At 46.2% G+C, this 17,489-nt stretch carries 12 protein-coding genes; 2 read left to right on the top strand and 10 right to left on the bottom strand.

All coding sequences use genetic code 11. From position 1 onward, the window contains the following. From AC5V8P_RS12310 to AC5V8P_RS12295, 4 genes are all read right to left on the bottom strand, one after another. The coding region (locus AC5V8P_RS12310; protein ID WP_495473653.1) for a polysaccharide deacetylase family protein at positions 1-929 on the bottom strand (929 nt) is incomplete at its 3' end. 197 nt (positions 930-1,126) lie between these two features. Next, positions 1,127-3,076: an acyltransferase family protein gene (locus AC5V8P_RS12305; protein ID WP_064797817.1), complete on the bottom strand. Its 1,950-nt coding sequence runs from the start codon at positions 3,074-3,076 to the stop codon at positions 1,127-1,129. A 273-nt stretch (positions 3,077-3,349) separates the two neighbouring features. Next, positions 3,350-4,699, bottom strand: coding sequence for a sodium-dependent transporter (locus AC5V8P_RS12300; RefSeq protein ID WP_063207353.1), 1,350 nt, complete (start codon positions 4,697-4,699; stop codon positions 3,350-3,352). 162 nt (positions 4,700-4,861) lie between these two features. Further along, on the bottom strand, positions 4,862-7,414 hold the full coding sequence (locus AC5V8P_RS12295) for a DUF2339 domain-containing protein (RefSeq protein ID WP_064797611.1): 2,553 nt from the start codon (positions 7,412-7,414) through the stop codon (positions 4,862-4,864). A gap of 577 nt (positions 7,415-7,991) precedes the next feature. On the opposite strand from AC5V8P_RS12295, the gene serS reads away from it, so the two are divergent. Beyond that, positions 7,992-9,281 (top strand): serine--tRNA ligase, encoded by a 1,290-nt coding sequence (gene serS, locus AC5V8P_RS12290; RefSeq protein WP_064797610.1) that lies wholly within the window; start codon positions 7,992-7,994, stop codon positions 9,279-9,281. 121 nt (positions 9,282-9,402) lie between these two features. Here serS and hmpA read toward each other — a convergent pair whose 3' ends face one another. Then, entirely contained in the window at positions 9,403-10,632 is a 1,230-nt protein-coding gene (gene hmpA / locus AC5V8P_RS12285) for an NO-inducible flavohemoprotein (protein ID WP_064797609.1), read from the bottom strand. A 404-nt stretch (positions 10,633-11,036) separates the two neighbouring features. Here hmpA and AC5V8P_RS12280 point away from each other — a divergent pair, with 404 nt between their 5' ends. Beyond that, positions 11,037-12,575: a family 43 glycosylhydrolase gene (locus tag AC5V8P_RS12280; protein ID WP_063207365.1), complete on the top strand. Its 1,539-nt coding sequence runs from the start codon at positions 11,037-11,039 to the stop codon at positions 12,573-12,575. Positions 12,576-12,669: 94 nt separating this feature from the next. Here the strand turns inward: AC5V8P_RS12280 and AC5V8P_RS12275 are convergent, their stop codons facing one another. The 5 genes from AC5V8P_RS12275 to AC5V8P_RS12255 all read right to left on the bottom strand — a co-directional run bounded on the left by AC5V8P_RS12275 (position 12,670) and on the right by AC5V8P_RS12255 (position 17,125). Next, positions 12,670-13,380 (bottom strand): GntR family transcriptional regulator, encoded by a 711-nt coding sequence (locus AC5V8P_RS12275; RefSeq protein WP_013373714.1) that lies wholly within the window; start codon positions 13,378-13,380, stop codon positions 12,670-12,672. 206 nt (positions 13,381-13,586) lie between these two features. After that, positions 13,587-14,996: a glycoside hydrolase family 1 protein gene (locus AC5V8P_RS12270; RefSeq protein ID WP_064797816.1), complete on the bottom strand. Its 1,410-nt coding sequence runs from the start codon at positions 14,994-14,996 to the stop codon at positions 13,587-13,589. A gap of 73 nt (positions 14,997-15,069) precedes the next feature. Beyond that, on the bottom strand, positions 15,070-16,398 hold the full coding sequence (celB, locus tag AC5V8P_RS12265; protein WP_064797608.1) for a PTS cellobiose transporter subunit IIC: 1,329 nt from the start codon (positions 16,396-16,398) through the stop codon (positions 15,070-15,072). Between the two features lie 84 nt (positions 16,399-16,482). Continuing rightward, positions 16,483-16,815, bottom strand: coding sequence for a PTS sugar transporter subunit IIA (locus AC5V8P_RS12260; RefSeq protein WP_058830993.1), 333 nt, complete (start codon positions 16,813-16,815; stop codon positions 16,483-16,485). Next, complete coding sequence (locus AC5V8P_RS12255; protein WP_063207371.1) at positions 16,808-17,125, bottom strand: PTS sugar transporter subunit IIB; 318 nt, start codon at positions 17,123-17,125, stop codon at positions 16,808-16,810. The genes AC5V8P_RS12260 and AC5V8P_RS12255 overlap by 8 nt, the downstream gene beginning before the upstream one ends. Positions 17,126-17,489: the final 364 nt, after the last annotated feature.

The raw sequence follows: 17,489 nt of genomic DNA, 5'->3' as shown, positions 1-17,489 counted from the left end.
TGTTTCTTCAGATATTCTATAATTTGCGGCAATGCTTTGGCTGTTTCTTCTTTACCATAAGTGTCATGCATGAGTATAATAGCTTTTTCCCGGCCTTTGACTGACCTCATAAACTGGTTGATTAGTGCGGGTGCCTTCTTGGACCTTCCCTCTGCATCCTTCGTTAATACATTCCAATCTACTTGATGATAATCCTTTTCAAGTAAAATCTTATCCAGAGCAGCCATTCCCTGTGGATCTCTTCTGTTCCATGTCATGTGTCCCCCAGGGAATCGGATCATTCTGGTGGAGAATTCGGGTCCTAGTATTTTTTTTAGAACCTGATTGTTCCTCTCGATCTCCTGCATCACATGATCCGTGTTTACTCGTCTGTTCGGATATAAATACTTGTAATTATGTGAATACGTATGGTTTCCTATCGCGTGACCCTCTTTGACAATTCTTTTGATAAGATTCCTGGTATGCTCATTTTCATTGGCTTCTTTACCTACAATAAAAAAGGTTGCCTTGACCTTCTGCTTTTTCAGAATGTCCAATATTTGAGGTGTGACCGTCACGGATGGGCCGTCATCAAAAGATAAGTAGGCCACTTTTTTACCATCAGCTCCATCAGGCATCTGTCCTAGCATTTGCTGTTTTAAATATTTCTCGACGAAGGCACCATCTTCTACACCGGGATCATTTTTTGGAGGGACCACTTTATCCTTTGCCCCTGCGCCAGCTTTAGCATTGGATGAGTCCTTGGATACAGCATCTGTTTTTTTAACATGCTCCTGTGTCGGCGCGTGTGATTTGCTATCCGTAACCTTTATCGCGATAAAAGTAATACAACCTGCCACAAATAATACAATAGCAATCAGCATCAGCCTTCTTCTGTTCCTCTTCAAGCGATGCTCTCTTGTTCTGCTATGTGAATAACCCTTTTCCATTAGATTATGTACCTCCACACTAAAATAAGAAAAACCACCAGAGCAGGGTGAAAGCGCACCTTAGAACGAGCATTGGAAAAACTCTGAGGTTTAGCCGATGAAAGTTTAAGGATGCACTTCAACCAGGGGATGAACAACCTACTCCCGGTGGTTTCTTATCTTGCATTAGCATAATTTATAAATATCATTGCGGTTTATCAGGATTGCTTCGTTAGGGCCTGAGCCAGCAAAGATGCATAGGCTTTCGCACCCTTAGGTTTTAAATGTACTCCATCATGCTCAAAATATGAGTCTTTACCGGAACTTGCTGTATACCAGTCAATCATTGTAATTCGCGGATCTTGGGATGCAGCCTCGGCAAGATGCTTGTTTACAATGCTCTCCCAGGGCCTAGGCACACGGGTATTCACAAGTATAATACGCTTTGCATCCTTCAGGCTGGCGAGCAGATCAGATAACTGGTCTTTGGTAAAAGCGCCGTTCGTGCCCAGTTCAATAATCACCGTCTTGCCTAGCTGGCCGTTCTGTCTCAATTGCTCCAGCACAGCAGGTGCTTCCGTCATTTGACGGCCGATCCGTCCATCCACAACAGCCCCCGGGAAGTATTCCTGAATGTACGACTGTACATCGAGCATAACAGAGTCTCCAATGGCGGTCACGCTTGAGCCATCTCCTGTTACAGGCGTATCTGGTTTGGACTCGGTCGAAGACTCCTTCGACTGTGTCGTAGCAGCCTCCGTAGTATCAGTCTTGACTGCCGTGTTTTTAGGCATCTCGTCTTGGGACGGAGGCTTACTGTCCTTGGCTCCTTGAGGCGTAGTGGCTATAGGCTCCTTGGAAGCAACGGACACCGTTCCGTGAAGCGGCGGCATCGCCTTTGCCTTGGCAATTGGCTTCTCATCACTGGCTGCTGCCTGCAATGTCGCATCAGGAGATGCCGCGTACAGGTGAACGGTACCTACACCAATACCTATACAAAGCATTGCTGTTGCCGTTGTAGGCAGCCATCTCCACCGCGCTTGTTGCCGAACCGCTGAGCGAATTCCCGCCATCCAGTGCCGGAATCCTTCGCGCCGAATCGGTTCCTCCATATATTTATACGAGAGAGAAGCCAGCAGTACGGTAGCTAGCAATTGTAAAAAGATACGCATCACATGCACACCATCGGTATCCACCTGAGGTGTCGTTAGCGTGATAACCGGAACATGCCATAGATACATTCCGTAGGAACGGGCCCCGATCCAGCGCAGCGGCTTGCGTCCAAGCAGACGACCGAGATGGCTCACCGGGTGTGCCAATGCTGCGATCACAATAGCAGTGACCACTGCAATCCCTAGCAAACCACCGCGGTACAGAGACGGGTCGTATTCATTCGAGACCCACGCCCAGTGGCACAGCAGCAGTAGGCCAACTGCACCGACGCCATCGAGAAGCAAGCGCGCCTTGGCAGAAGCATGCTCTTTCAACTTGCCGCTTGGCCATACTAAGGCCAGCGCCGCACCAATCAGCAGAGCGAAGCCGCGTGTATCGGTGCCATAATATACCCGGCTCGGATCACTTCCTGGTACGTAAATCACGGCCATCAAGAGCGCCGAGATTAACGCCAGACAAGTCACCCATCCGGCCAGTACAATACGCTTGGGCATGTACTTCAGCCCAAGCGCCAGCAGTAATGGCCACAGGATATAAAACTGCTCCTCCACTGCCAGCGACCACAGATGTCCAAGCGGAGAAGGAGGGCCGAAACTTTCAAAATACGAAACCTGGTGGAAAATAAACCACCAATTGCTCATATACACCAATGCGGCAGGTACATCTCCGCGCAAGGCCGTAAGCCGTGACGGATCGAAAAGCAACGAGCACAGGACAATGACAGCCACAACTGTCAGCATGGCAGGCAGCAACCTTCTGGCACGACGCACCCAGAAATCTTTCATTTTAAAACTATGATATGTATCCCACTGACTGACCAAAATATCTGTAATCAGATACCCAGACAAAGTAAAAAATATGCCTACACCCAGCAACCCACCCGGCAACCAATCCGGATTCAAATGATACACAATGACTGCAATGACCGCCAGCGCTCTTAACCCATCCAAACCTGGCATATAACGACGTTGTGGCGACAACCGATTAGACTTCATTTCAGCCGCCGTCCTTCTTGCAAATTCCAACTTCCTGTCTGTTTCAATGCTCTTCTGCCCTTTCCCTCTCCTGCACATCGTCTGTCGATGCCCTGTAGCCTTTTCATTCATTATATAAAACTTCATAATCGCAATGATTTCATTGAAGTTAAAATTAATGACAATGTTTTTATTATATCATTCCTTTCCACACTTAGGTAACCACTGATAGATATACAAAAAAAGGTATCTCTTCCCTTAGGAAGAAAATACCTTTTTCCAAGTCCGTATCTATTAAAATTTGATGATCCCTGAAGTATGAAGGAAGACCAACAACATCAGGATTGGTGCAACATACCGAAGACCGAACAACCATACACGGAACCAGAGAGGTTTGAGATTGGCATGTTCGCCAGCAGTTTTCCAATAGTACCCTGTGAATATAACAATCAGCAAGCCACCGAGCGGCAAGAAAATGTTGGATGCTGTGAAGTCAACAAAGTCAAAGAAGGATTTACCCCCCACCTTTAACTCTGGAACTAACCCCATAGACAACGCAGAAGGAACGCCCAGCAACAGACACAGGATTGAAACGATAAGAACCGAGCGAACCCGGCTCCAACGGAACCGTTCCATAACATAGGCCACAGGTACCTCCAGCAGGGATACCATCGATCCTAATGCTGCAACTGCCAGTAATACGAAGAACAAACCACCGAAGAAAGCTCCGAAAGGCATGGCAGAGAACGCAGCCGGCAAAGCAATAAAGACCAAAGACGGTCCTTGGGCAGGGTTAATACCAAAGGAGAAGGTTGTAGGGAAAATGATCATACCTGCGATAAACGCATAGATTAAATCCCCGCCACCAACTGCCAGCATGGCTCCACCCAGCGATTGTCGACGATCCACATAAGCACCATATGTGACCATAATCCCCATCCCCAGTGAGAGGGAGAAGAAAGCATGTCCCAAAGCAACCAATGCAGACTCAATACTCAGCTTAGAAAAGTCGGGATTCAAAAAGAAGGATACACCCGCACCAGAACCTGGCAGCATGAGAGCGTTAATCATCAACACGAGCAACAGGATAACCTTAGCAGGAATCAGAATTTTATTGAACTTCTCAATTCCGTTCGATACCCCTAGGGTAACCACGACTGCTGTAAATGCAAAAACAATTAACAACCATACCAACGGCGCATAGCCGGAGGAAAACGAAGCGAACTGTCCAGCAAAATCATGATTTGAAAACAGACTTCCGCTAAATGCTTCTACAGCATAATGCAGTGTCCATCCCCCTACAATGGCATAAAACGACAAAATAACAAACGGCACGATAACAAACATTATGCTCATCTTGCCCCAAATTGGATGTCCGCCTACTTTCACCATTGCAGAGGCAGCACTTCCTCGACCTGCACGTCCAAGCGCAAGCTCTGCTAAAAGTACAGGTAAACCAACAAGCAACAGGCAGACAATAAACAACAAGAAAAACGCAGCTCCGCCATATTGTCCGGTAATATACGGAAACTTCCAGATGTTACCTAACCCTGCCGCGCTCCCGATCGCTGCCAGTATGAATCCAGCCGACGAGAAGCGTTCATTTTTATCAGACAGGTTATTCTGCCCCTTGCCCAAATTCATTGTATCCCCCTCATTCTCTCTACTTACGCATAAACTTGAGCATGCGTACATAAATAATTTTTTCTCATTATAGCGTAAGTAGGATGCAAGGTCATGCATAAATTTTCACTATTTCCGGATTTATTTTCATAATGCTTGATATCTACACAATACTACAAAAAACTACATTTTTTCTTCCGAATCCTTCTTTGTAATGGTCTCTCCCATACGATTGGATACCTTTTGGTAAATATATGAAATGGCCAGCAATACAACCCCAAAGGAGAAATAGGCTACAATTGTACTTCCCGACGTTAGCAGGTGTAGATCGTACAAAAGCAGCTTACCCGTCGATAGCAGGGTCAAGCCCAACCCAAACCGGCGGATATAGACCACTCGTTTGAGGAAGCCGTATACAATATACAAAATAGCCAGCAGCAGATACACCAGACTGAACGCAAGGCCCGCGTCTCCCAGATGGAACTGAACCCCGAGAAAGGCGGTAATGATCCCCAGCAAATATACACCCATAATGACCGGATACAGCTCATTACTTCTATAGTGCCGGGTCATCAGTGCGTTTAGGAAATCCCTGCTGCTGAAGAATACTAGTGCATTAAAGGCTGTTAGTACAACCAATGCTACATAATCCGCAGTCGTATTTTGCGCGTAATCTTCATGCAAGGTAGGAATCGTAACGGTAACTACCAGTGCCAGCACGTAGCCTATGACATACAACGCCAGACTATAGTATTTAATCACCCGATCGTAGAGTAGCTTCACTTTAGGCAGGAAATAAGCAAGTACCAGTGATACGCAGGTGAACAGCAATACCTTGTACAAGGTGTAATGTGCAAATTCATCGGATACGACGATGTTATACCAATGCGCAGCTTCATACAAAAGGTAGAAGTACACATTCATCAAAGTTGCATACTTAAAACCTTGCATGATATGCATTTCGTACAAACGATTGTTTTTGAAAGCATTCGGCCGGCTAAATTCAATCGCATAGAAGACAGTAACGATCAACATTCCCAGTGTAATGAGCGTATATTTGAGCCCAAAATAATCCGTCTCAAAGCCTGACAAGAGATATATAGGGAAATCGATGAAAAAGAATGCGCCAAGACACAGTGCTAGAATACCCCAGCCTGCACGTTCCAATTCTTTTAAGCGATAACGATGTCCACATAATGTGAGAAGTACTGCCTCGATTAACCAGCCCATGGACAACCATCTGACTCCAAACTGGAACGGAATCATGAGAATAGCAAAGGTCAGTGAAGTCGCATAAAATAGAACTTTGGTTTGTTTCTCCTCTGGAATATATCGACGAACCCATTGGCCCAAGCCCCCATACACCAGGCAAAAGACGAGTGCCAGCAAGCCTTTGTAATCATCCAGACCTGCATCGCCGAATAGAGAATACAGAACGGAACAGCTCACGACTGTATTCAGAGCCAGCAGGGAGAAATCCAGCCAGGATAGTTTAGTTTTGAATCGGAACGGCACCCACAGTGTCATCCCGAGATACATTGCAAATGTAATGAGTGCATACAGCATGCTGGCTATGGTGCTGTCTGATAACCATGCGAGAACAACCATTAATGGGGTATTAAGCAGAAAGCTGATATATTGCACGATGACCCACCGTTTGCGGAAGGATACGAGCAGAATCAGCAAGTTCAGCAGAAATAGATAGCCCATCGCGATGTACACGGCGTTTCCTTCCAGCCCGTTTGCTGCCATATAGGAGAATAACGGGAGATAGCCCCCTACTAAACCAAAAGAACATATTGTTCGAGATTCATATCTTAATGACAACAGCACAGCAGTGACCGTAACGAGAACAGACAAGCCTATGCCTGTATACATCCCTATGATTTCTAGCAAAAAGTAGCTATAAAAAATGGACCCGTATAGTACAGAAATACCACCGCCTAAAATCCCGAGCGCAAAGGTCTGTTTCTGCTTGCGATATAACCACTCGCCGCCGCCCAGCATCAGTGCTCCTAGCAAAAAGAAGGCTACGCCCTTCATATTTCCGGTAAACCAGTTCGAGTATGAGTATTTAAAAGCGGCCCCCACGCCCAAGATGATGAGCAAAATCCCGAGCTTGTTGATCCAGTTCAATCCCAGCATCATTTCAAACTGGTTCTGCTTCATACGCTTCTGCATTGTTTCTTCGCTAATCTCTTCTTCTTCGAGCTGCTGGAAATCGTTTGCCGTCTGATGAAGCAACTTGTGCTCGGCCTCCTGGAACCGCCTGCGCTGCTCCATGATCCGATCACGAATCTCCTCTGAGAATAGTCGCAGTCTAGCGACGATCTCGTCCTGATCTTCTTTAAGCTCATGAGTGGTTTGCTGAATAAGCTGGTCCACCCGGTTTTTAGCCCCATATTCAATGGATGTCAGCCGATTTTCCCCTTCTATCGTTCTAGAAGCAAAATAGGTCTCCAGCTTTTCCCGCGAAATGCGAATCATATTCGCCTTTTCGCTCAGCATTTGCTCCGTCAGCGCAGTACGCAGTTTACCATTTTCCTGCTCAATATGTCGTACCCGCTCTTCCAGCTGACCGCAGCGGGCCTGATAATCGTCGAACTTTTTTCGCAGCACTTCATTCTCCAGAATGATATCTGAAGCTTCGTAATCTGCAATTAATGTTTGATACTCCTTGAGCAGCTTGTTCTGTTCTTGGCGGATCGTATGTAAACGATCTTTAAAATCCTCCATGTTCTCCTCCATTGCTGTCGTTTGGTAATCATTACATTTTACATGAAATTAAAATAGCATTATAGAGACTATAGCCCATTTTGAACGCTGAATTGAAGCAATTACTTAAATATTCTTCCAGTTCCATCATTGCAGATGAAGTAGAATGGATATACATAAGAAATAAAGCCTACCTTTCCCCTTCGCAAACATGAAACCCAAATTATTTACAGTGTGTATTTATTTTTTATTGGAAGGATCATGTTGAAAAGCGGAAGTAATCCAGTTTGCAGACTCGCGCTCTTGATTAACTTGCCAAAAATCCGTATACTAACAAAAAAGCAAACGATATTGTGCCTGTGAAGAGCATCCAACTCGGAGGCGTTTACGCCAAGGATTATACGTTAGTGTACGAAATGGCGATATGTTCCTAAGTAAACCGGACCCGCCCGTTAAAGCGGAGCAAAGTGGATTGGAGAGTCATGACATCTGTCATGCTGTCCGGTCAATTTGGGTGGCACCGCGAGATCAAAGCGCTCCTCGTCCCATGTGGATAAGGGCGCTTTTTGTATTTTTATCCGAAAGGGAGTGCGGTGTCATGTTAGATATCAAATGGATTAGAGAGCATCAAGAACAGGTTCAAAGAGCAGCAGACGACAAAGGAATACAGGTATCGGTCGCGGACCTGTTGACCCTGGATGATCGGAGAAAACAGCTGCTTCAGGAAGTGGAACAGCTTCGTCAGACGCGCAATCAGTGTAGTCAGGATATTGGGGCGCTAATTCAGACCGGGAAAAATGAACAGGCGGTTGAGGCCAAGCGTCAGGTCAAGGAAATTAACGGACGGCTAGATCTTCTGGAGGCACCGCAACAGGAAGTAGAGCAACAGTTTCAACAGCTCTTGCTTCTGATGCCTAATATCGTATCGCCAGATACGCCGCGAGGCCAATCAGATCAAGATAATGTAGAACTGGAACGGGTCGGGACGATACCCGACTTCGGATTTGAACCCAAGGATCATATGACGCTCGGTCAGCTTCACAACCTGATCGACGTGCCTCGCGGTGTCAAAACAGCCGGTACTCGTAACTACTATCTGACGGGAGCTGGAGTCGCTTTGCACCGGGCTGTGCAGCAGCTTGCTGTTGATCTGCTGACCGAACGAGGATTTCAGCTGTTGGACGTTCCATTAATGGTACGCTCGGAGGCAATGCGCAGCACGGGCTTTTTCCCGCTCGGGCTGGATCAGACATACCGCATCGCAGGAGAGGATCAATGGCTTGTAGGCACCTCGGAAGTTCCGCTGGTCGCGTATTACAGTGGCGAAACTGTGGACGTTACGGACCCGATTCGACTGGCAGCCGTATCCGTATGCTTCCGCAACGAGGTCGGCTCGGCCGGAAGGGACGTACACGGACTGTATCGTGTACACCAGTTCGCCAAGGTGGAGCAGGTCATCATCTGCGAAGCAAGCCTAGACGCTTCAGAGCGGGTGTTTCAGGAGATTACGCATAATGCAGAAGATCTGCTTCAACTGCTGGAGCTGCCTTACCGTAAGATGGCTGTCTGTACAGGCGATATGTCGCAGAAAACCTACAAGCAGGTGGACATTGAGACATGGATGCCTAGCCGACAAGCTTATGGAGAGACGCACTCGTCGTCCCAGCTGCTTGATTTTCAGGCGCGTCGTTCCAACATCCGGTATCGTAATGCGGACGGCAAGCTACAATATTGTTACACACTCAACAATACAGCGGTCGCTTCGCCCCGGATTTTGATCCCATTGCTGGAGCATCACCAACAAGAGGATGGTTCGATCCGTATTCCAACAGCTTTACGCCCGTATATGCCGCAGCATATAGAATTTTTGTGTCCCCCTACTTTATAAAAGCATGAGTACACTAAGAAGAATTAGTAGCTAGTGAGTAGCGTCCAATGATAGGATTTCCCATTGTAATCATTGCAAAAAGAAAGACGAAGGATAGCCATCCTTCGTCTTTCTAAATATTTTATTGTGCATCTGCTTCCCATGCGGCTGCAGGGCCAAAAAACTCATAGTGGATATCCGATGCTGGGATATTCCACTCCTTCAACAGCCCGTATACGGACTGCATGAATCCCTGAGGACCGCAGAAGTAATACTGAGCGTTACGTTCCGGTATCACGGATTGCAGCCAGGCCAGATCCAGATGTCCTTCCTTATGAAAGGCCTGAGCTAGCCGATCCTGCTCCGTTGGTCTGCTGTAGCACCACCGAACTGCAGCCTGTGCATGTGTAGCGACTAGCTCTTCCACCTCATTACGCAGAGCATGGTTATCTCCACTGACTGCTGCGTGGACAAAAGTGACCGGCCGATCCGGAGCAGTCTCTACCAGGGAAGCCAGCATGCTGACCATCGGGGTGAGCCCTACTCCACCGCTGATCAATACAACAGGTCTGCGATCTGTCCGATCCAGCGTAAAATCACCTGCCGGTGCAGATACTAATAGTACATCGCCTTCCTGCACGTGCTCATGCAGATACACAGATACTTTGCCCGCTGGACGAGACCCTACAGCATCCTCTCGTTTTACGGATATCCGGTAGTAAGGTTGTCCTGGTGCACTAGAAAGGCTATATTGACGGATATGGGTATTATGTTCACCCGGAATCTCCATCTTCAAGCTGATATATTGCCCAGGCTCGAATGCAGGCAGCACCTGTCCATCCTGCGGCACCAGGTAAAAGGACGTAATTTGGTTGCTTTCCTTAACCTTTTTTTGTACAACAAAGTTCTTAAAGTCTGACCAACCTCCCTGCTGCTGTTCAGCCTTCTTATACATTTCCGCTTCCACATCTATAAACACACTCGCGATCACACCATAGGCCTCGGCCCATGCGTTGATGATCTCATCTGTTGCCGCATCCCCCAGCACATCCTTGATCGCAGCGAGCAGATATTTTCCGACGATCGGATAATGCTCTGGCTTAATTCCCAAACTGCGATGTTTATGTGCAATCTGACGAACCACTGGAAGGATTTCCTCCAGATGGTCAATGTGCTGTGCAGCCGCATATACAGCATTGGCCAGCGCACTCTGTTGACGTCCTTGCTTTTGATTGGCGTGATTGAATATATTGAGAAGCTCAGGATGAGCCTCAAACATTAACTGGTAAAACCGCTTGGTAATTGTAGTCCCATGTATCTCCAAAACAGGTACAGTCGATTTGATCGTTGCAATGGTTTGCTCACTTAGCATTGTTGTATCCCTCTTCTCTCCAAAATAATGATGAACAAAAGGCGTTACAACATAGCTCCCTTTTGTTAACCCTCAATAAAAGCAAGTATACCCACATAAAGTAACCCTTTATGTGATTCCAGTCACTTTAAATTTGAAATAATGTGAACATGTCAATGACAAACCGCACAATCATATACATTTTCGGTATAGATAATAGCACATTTACAAGTAAGAAAAGAAGGAAGGCTCCCTTTAAATTAGGCGATACTATCCCCTCTTTCATTCAGTGCCGAATCCAATTTCTGATTCGAAAGACTTCAATTTATTCCACTTGTAAACGTTTCCAATTAGGATAAAATCGTAGTTGAGGTGCCGGACAAGCTGTTCGGGCCATCCTATTTATATGGGAGGCAGATGATATCGTGAAGTGGATGTATAGCAAATGGCTAGGCATATGGGTATGCCTTATTCTCATGTCTGTGGGTACAGGGCTTCAACCTGATGCTGCAAAGGCCGGTACGACAGGTGTGATCCAAGCAACCTACGGGGCTGAGGCTAACCAGGCAGTGAATGTTTTGGACGCTACGCATACTGAACTATCTTTGAGCACAACAGCAAGCACTGCCATTACGAACGGAACGAATTGGAAAGATACCGCAGGCAACCCGATTCAGGCGAATAGCGGTAATATCCTGAAAGTAGGCTCCACTTATTATTGGTACGGCGAGCATGCCGAAAACTGGAAGTTTGAAAAAGTGAACGTATATACCTCGACCGATTTGAAAAATTGGTCCTTCCGCAGCAGCATTCTCACCAAAAATTCCGCCCCTGAGCTGAATTCAAGCAAGATCGAGCGTCCCAAAGTCATTTACAACAAATCCACCGGAAAATATGTATTATGGGCACACTATGAAAATGGCACGGACTACTCACTCGGTCGCGTAGCTGTCGCTACCAGTGATACACCCGACGGGAATTTTACCTACCAAGGCAGCTTCCGTCCACTGAATTACGAGTCCCGTGATATGACAGTGTTCACAGATACCGACGGTAGCGGCTACCTCATTACAGCTTCCCGTAAAAATGGCGGCGCCAACGATACGATGGCGATCTTCAAGCTGACAACTGATTATACAGGCGTACATTCATTCGTTGGCTGGATTTTTGAGAATGGTTATCGTGAAGCGCCTGCTGTTGTGAAAAAGAACGACACCTACTACCTGTTCACCTCGCAAGCATCCGGCTGGTATCCCAATCAGGGCGCCTATGCAACCGCCAGCTCTATGACTGGGAGCTGGTCTGCTTTGTCGCCCTTCGGTGATCCAGCGGCTTATGGATCGCAAATCCACTCCATTGCCACGATTACAGGCAGCGCAGGAACCAGCTACATCTATATGGGTGACCGCTGGAACCCGCTCAATCTGAGCGACCACAAATTTATTTGGTTGCCACTGACCCTGAATGATGCTAATAAAACAGCAACCCTCAATTGGTACAGTAGTTGGGATCTGGATGCTGCCACAGGCAAGGTCATCCTGCCGTCTCTTGTGAATCACGCGCAAGGCAAAACGGCGACTGCCAGCTCAGCTGCATCCGCTTCTCCAGCTTCACTGGCGAACGATGGCAATCCCCAAACCTCATGGAAAGCTACATCTGCATCCTGGCCTGCATGGTGGCAGGTCGATTTGGGCAGCACCAAGACGATTAGCGAAGTGGATATTTCATGGTTTATGTACAAAGGATCTGAAGCATATTATAAGTATAAAATCGAATATAGCTCGGATGGTGCTAATTATTCCACCATTGACCGCACAAGCAATACCGCATATGGCTTTACCAGTGACAAAGTTAACTTCCAAGCCCGTTACGTGCGCATCAATCTTGTAAATGCGGTGTTATTTAACAATCCAAACAACTGGTACACCCCAACAGTCCATGAAGTCAGATTGCTTGGTCATTAACTTGCTTCATTAAAAAAGAACAGGCAGGAGAATCCCATATTAGATAGGCTTCTTCTGCCATGTTTGCTTTACCACCTGTTTCGTACTCATTCGCTCAACGTATCCGATTTACTGTGGTAAACACAAATTTATCATACCGATGCCGTGAGAATGAGTATTCAAACGGTATACCCGTATCCAGATAACCTACCTGCTCAATTTCTAAAACCGGATCATCCGCACCACAATCCAAATGTTCCCAATCTAGCTCGGTTGACTTGGACGCACGGATGGTACGATGTGAACTGACAATATTAAGGCCCAGCTCCTCCTTAATATGTTTGTACACTGAGCCGTGCAACACCTGCTCGGTAATACCGCTGATCAGCTTGGTAGGCATGTATGTGCGCTCTATCACATACGGCTCGCCTTCTACAATACGCAGACGGACGACATGATACACAGGAGAATTGGCATCAATAAATAGATGCGCCGCTACCTCTTCAGATGGAAATTGAACGTCAAAGGCTATGATTTTACTTTTGATTTCTTTCCCGCGCAGTACGTTAGTCAGCCCCAGCATTTCATTCACAACGACATTAACCGGACCATTGTAGACCGATTTGACGATAAAGGTTCCGTGTCCTCTTTTACGATTCAACAGCCCTTCCGACACCAACGTATCCAATGCCCTCTTAATCGTCATCCGACTTACCCGGAACTCACTGGCCAGTGAAATTTCGTCGGGGATCGGATCATCACTGCTATAGGTCTTATCTATAATGCGCTTCTTGACCTCTTGTGCAATCCGTTGGTATTTATTCATCTGTCTACCACCTGTACTAAAATTTGTTTTATGTCAGCATTTTACCAAAAATATCGGTAGCGCTGGTTCTTTTGGTTCTGCAGGCGGGGACATCGAGGTATTATGGTATAAGTAAGTATACCGAACAATATACTTTCTCACCAGCAGTATACAGGGTAACTTGGCTTGGTGATAAAAAAAGGTGGTCCAGAGGACCACCCACCACCTTAGAATCCGTTATTTTCGATCACTTGTTTGAACCAGTGCCCACTCTGTTTAACGGATCTTTTGCCTTCGTTCTGAAGGTCGACAGATACGAAGCCATAACGATTTTTATAAGCGTTCGTCCAGGACCAGTTGTCCATAAATGTCCATAAGTGATAGCCTTTCACATTGGAGCCTTCTGAGATGGCCCGTTGGACCCATTTGAGATGCTCACGGATAAAATCAATGCGATAGTCATCATGGATCATGCCGTTCTCATCCCTGAATTTTTCCTCGCCTTGAACACCCATTCCATTTTCTGAAATGAAGCATTCAATGTTTCCGTAATTTTCTCTGACATTGGTCAGAATGTCGTAAATGCCCTTCTCATAAATCTCCCAGCCTCGCATCTCATTCATCTTACGACCAGGCATGGCGTAATAATCGAAGAATCGTTCCGGCACAAAAGGCGCTTCTGGATTCGGCAGACTTTCGCGAGCCTTGACTCTGCGCGGCTGATAATAGTTAATCCCGAGCAGGTCCACAGTGCCCTGACGTATAATCTCCCGATCTCCGTCTTCCATGGTTGGGACGAATCCCTCTTGGCGTAACAACTCCACGAGCAAAGGATTAAATTCTCCCGTCACAGATGGGTCTAAAAAGGAACGGTTAAAGAACGCATCGCATATTTCAGCAGCCCGCACGTCTGCCGGGTGCTGACTACGCGGATAAGTTGGCGTCAAGTTCAAAATAATACCGATTTTGCCCTTGTAACCGCCTTCTCTGTATGCCTTAATGGCACTCGCGCTCGATAACAGGGTATGATATCCCACCTGTACAGCTTTCCCGAAATCCACCTCATTTGGATAGTGAAAATCGTACAGATAGCCGCCTTCCACCGGGACAATCGGCTCGTTATGTGTAAACCATTTGGCTACACGATCTCCGAATAGTTCAAAACAAGTGTTAGTGTAATCCACGTAAGCTTCGACCGTCTCCCGGTTTACCCAGCCTCCTTTTTCCTGTAAAGCCATCGGCAAATCAAAATGATACAGATTCACAAACGGCTCAATCCCTGCCTGATTCAACCCTGCAATGACGTCATTATAGAATTGAACCGCCTTCTGGTTCAATTCACCTCTTCCTGCCGGAAACAGGCGTGACCAGGAAATGGAGAACCGGAAGGAGTTATGACCAAGCTCTTTCATGAGTGCAATATCTTCTTTGTAACGTGTATAAAAGTGGGATGTATCGCCAGGTCCCACCCCGTCATAAAAACGGTTTGGCTCCTGCTCAAACCAATAATCCCAGATGTTCGGTCCTTTGCCGTCTCCCTCCACGGTTCCTTCTGTCTGGGTAGCTGAGGCTGATGAGCCCCACCAGAAGTCGGATGGAAAACGGTATTGAATGGCTTGCTGCTCGATATCTTTCATTTCGGTATGATTCACAGCTCTACTCCTCTCTCTTTTCCAATGAACAAACCGCTAACCCAGCAGCTCATTCACTTTACATTCCAACAGTTTGATCCTTACCTGCAATGGCTGCTTGGTTAAGCTCCTCTTCCTGCTCTCTACGGACGTTCATCCGATCAATAAATTTCAGGAATGGGAACCAAATGACAAAAACGACAGCCATATTAAACAACTGCAGTACGCCTCCCATTAGAGATCCCGTAGCCATCATTCCACTAAAGAACAACGGCATCGTCCAAGGAACCTGTATTCCGTTAGGCGGCGGTACAAGCCCGGTGGACATCGCGAAGTAAGTAATCAGCGTAACGATCATTGGAGCAATGACCCATGGGACAAAAATAAGCGGATTCATCACAACCGGCAAACCGAAAATGACGGGTTCATTGACATTGAATAGACCTGGTCCAATGGCCAACTTACTGACCTGCTTCAATTGCTTGCTCTTTAGGAAGATCAGAATCGTGAGCACGACTGCCAGTGTCATACCTGTACCACCGATACCTACGGTATAAATATCCACAAACTGCTTGGTGATAATATGCGGCAGTTCTGCTCCTTTGGAGTAAGCTTCGTAGTTTTCAAGTGCCAGCGTATTCCAGATCGGTTCCATGACTGAGTTGATAATAATCTGACCATGAAGCCCAAAGAACCATAAAAGCTGAACAAAGAAAATAGCAATTAATGTAGGTATAATACCACTGCCCAAATGCACCAGAGGTGCCTGTACAGCATGATAAATCAGATCATGCAGGTTATTATGAAGAGTCAGTGTAACTACAATATTAACGATCAAAAATATGCCCAATGTGATACACGCCGGAAGCAAAGCGGCAAACGATTTGGCAACAGCTGGCGGAACGCCTGGAGGCATTTTGATAACAATGTTCCGCTGTGTCACTCTTCGGTAAATTTCAGCAGCTATAAAAGCTACGATCATGCCAAGGAACATGCCTTTGGCCCCAATCCGATCCAAAGGAATGACACCAGCAATCGTGGCACCGTTTTCTTGTGTCAGCACAAACGGGGTGAGCATCAAGAAGCTGACCAACGCGATCATGCCGCCGAATATGGGCTCGACCTTATAACTTCGGGATAAATAATAGCCGATCCCAACAACCACGAATAAGGTCATGATGTTCAGGGTGGCACTCGGCGCAATGTTCAGCAGACTGTTAAAAGTCGCATAATTACCGTCGCCCATCCAACCTTTGAGAAACGGCAGATTGATAATAACGACAATGATGGAGCCAAAAACCGTTAATGGAAATGACAACATAAATGCATCACGCAGTACAGTAAGATAACGGTTGTTGTTCAGTTTACCGGCAATAGGTATCAGTATCCGGCTTAATTTTTCAAACAAAGCCTATTCCTCCCCGCGAAGTGACTTGCATCAATAGGGTTGCAAGCATTTCATGTCCCAAAATTCACAATTTTACAGGTCCTGCTATAAACTTCTGGATTTGAACAGCTCCAGCAGTTCCTTAACCAGATCCTTCATGGTAACCGTGGACATCAGATGATCCTCGGCATGCATCAGAAGGAGCGAGAAGGGAGTTTGAGTACCTCCCGCTTCCTTCTTAACCATTTGAAAATGGATATCATGTGCAGCACGTAAATCTTGCTTGGCTTCTTTGAGCAGTTCGTCCGCGCCTTCTACATTTTCATTTCGGTATTCAGTCAGTGCTTGAATTACTTTACTGCGAGCGCTTCCACTATGAAGAATAAGTTGGAAACTAATTTGCTCTTCCGTCAATTCAGCTATATTAACTTTATCCATTTTTGCGTTCCACCAGCTTCATGGCTTGTTCATAGGCTTTCTTACCGTCAACCATTCCGTAGGCCATCATGTCGATCACTTCTACATGAATCCCATATGGAGCTGCTTCCTTTTCCAGTTGTCCCTTAAGAAAACTCATTTGCGGGCCAATCAATACCGCGTCAGCCTTAGCCATATCCTCTGCCGCCTGATCTTGACCTACTGCCCAAATTTCAGCCTCATCTCCAATGGATTTAGCATATTCCTGCATCTTGGTAACCAGCAAACTTGTAGACATACCTGAGCTGCACGCCAGTAAAATTTTCTTCATGATTATTCCTCCCCTTCAAGGTCTTATTGGATATTAAGTAATAGAAAACGTTTACAGCGTAATTATAAAACCATACTTTTGATTTGTCTATACATTTAATTTATATGTATAGACTTTTTTAAAAAAATGACACTTTTTCTTCTTTTTTTCTTGAACATGAGCGTGATCTGTTATCTTTAGTCTCTCAATACTAATCATTTTCACTATGATAGTTATGCCTGATGATATGTTAAGGAATTCTAAAAAATGTTAACATGAACTTAACGGTGCAAGAGCCGGGCCCTCCGTACCCAAAAGAATAGCTGAGGTGAGTAGAGATGAGTAGAGATGAGCAGAGTCAAAGTAAAACCAAGCAAGAGTTGGA

The organism is Paenibacillus sp. N119s, assembly GCF_059447605.1.
The sequence above is the reverse complement of the archived record's forward strand: the minus strand, read 5'-3'. Positions and strand labels throughout refer to the sequence as shown.

Excerpts from the sequence above, each read along its gene's own strand:
- AC5V8P_RS12295 (WP_064797611.1), bottom strand. The coding sequence starts at position 7,414 with ATGGAGGATTTTAAAGATCGTTTACATACGATCCGCCAAGAACAGAAC.
- AC5V8P_RS12270 (WP_064797816.1), bottom strand. The coding sequence starts at position 14,996 with ATGAAAGATATCGAGCAGCAAGCCATTCAATACCGTTTTCCATCCGAC.
- AC5V8P_RS12275 (WP_013373714.1), bottom strand. The coding sequence starts at position 13,380 with ATGAATAAATACCAACGGATTGCACAAGAGGTCAAGAAGCGCATTATA.
- AC5V8P_RS12260 (WP_058830993.1), bottom strand. The coding sequence starts at position 16,815 with ATGGATAAAGTTAATATAGCTGAATTGACGGAAGAGCAAATTAGTTTC.
- serS (WP_064797610.1), top strand. The coding sequence starts at position 7,992 with ATGTTAGATATCAAATGGATTAGAGAGCATCAAGAACAGGTTCAAAGA.
- hmpA (WP_064797609.1), bottom strand. The coding sequence starts at position 10,632 with ATGCTAAGTGAGCAAACCATTGCAACGATCAAATCGACTGTACCTGTT.
- AC5V8P_RS12300 (WP_063207353.1), bottom strand. The coding sequence starts at position 4,699 with ATGAATTTGGGCAAGGGGCAGAATAACCTGTCTGATAAAAATGAACGC.
- AC5V8P_RS12305 (WP_064797817.1), bottom strand. The coding sequence starts at position 3,076 with ATGAAGTCTAATCGGTTGTCGCCACAACGTCGTTATATGCCAGGTTTG.
- AC5V8P_RS12255 (WP_063207371.1), bottom strand. The coding sequence starts at position 17,125 with ATGAAGAAAATTTTACTGGCGTGCAGCTCAGGTATGTCTACAAGTTTG.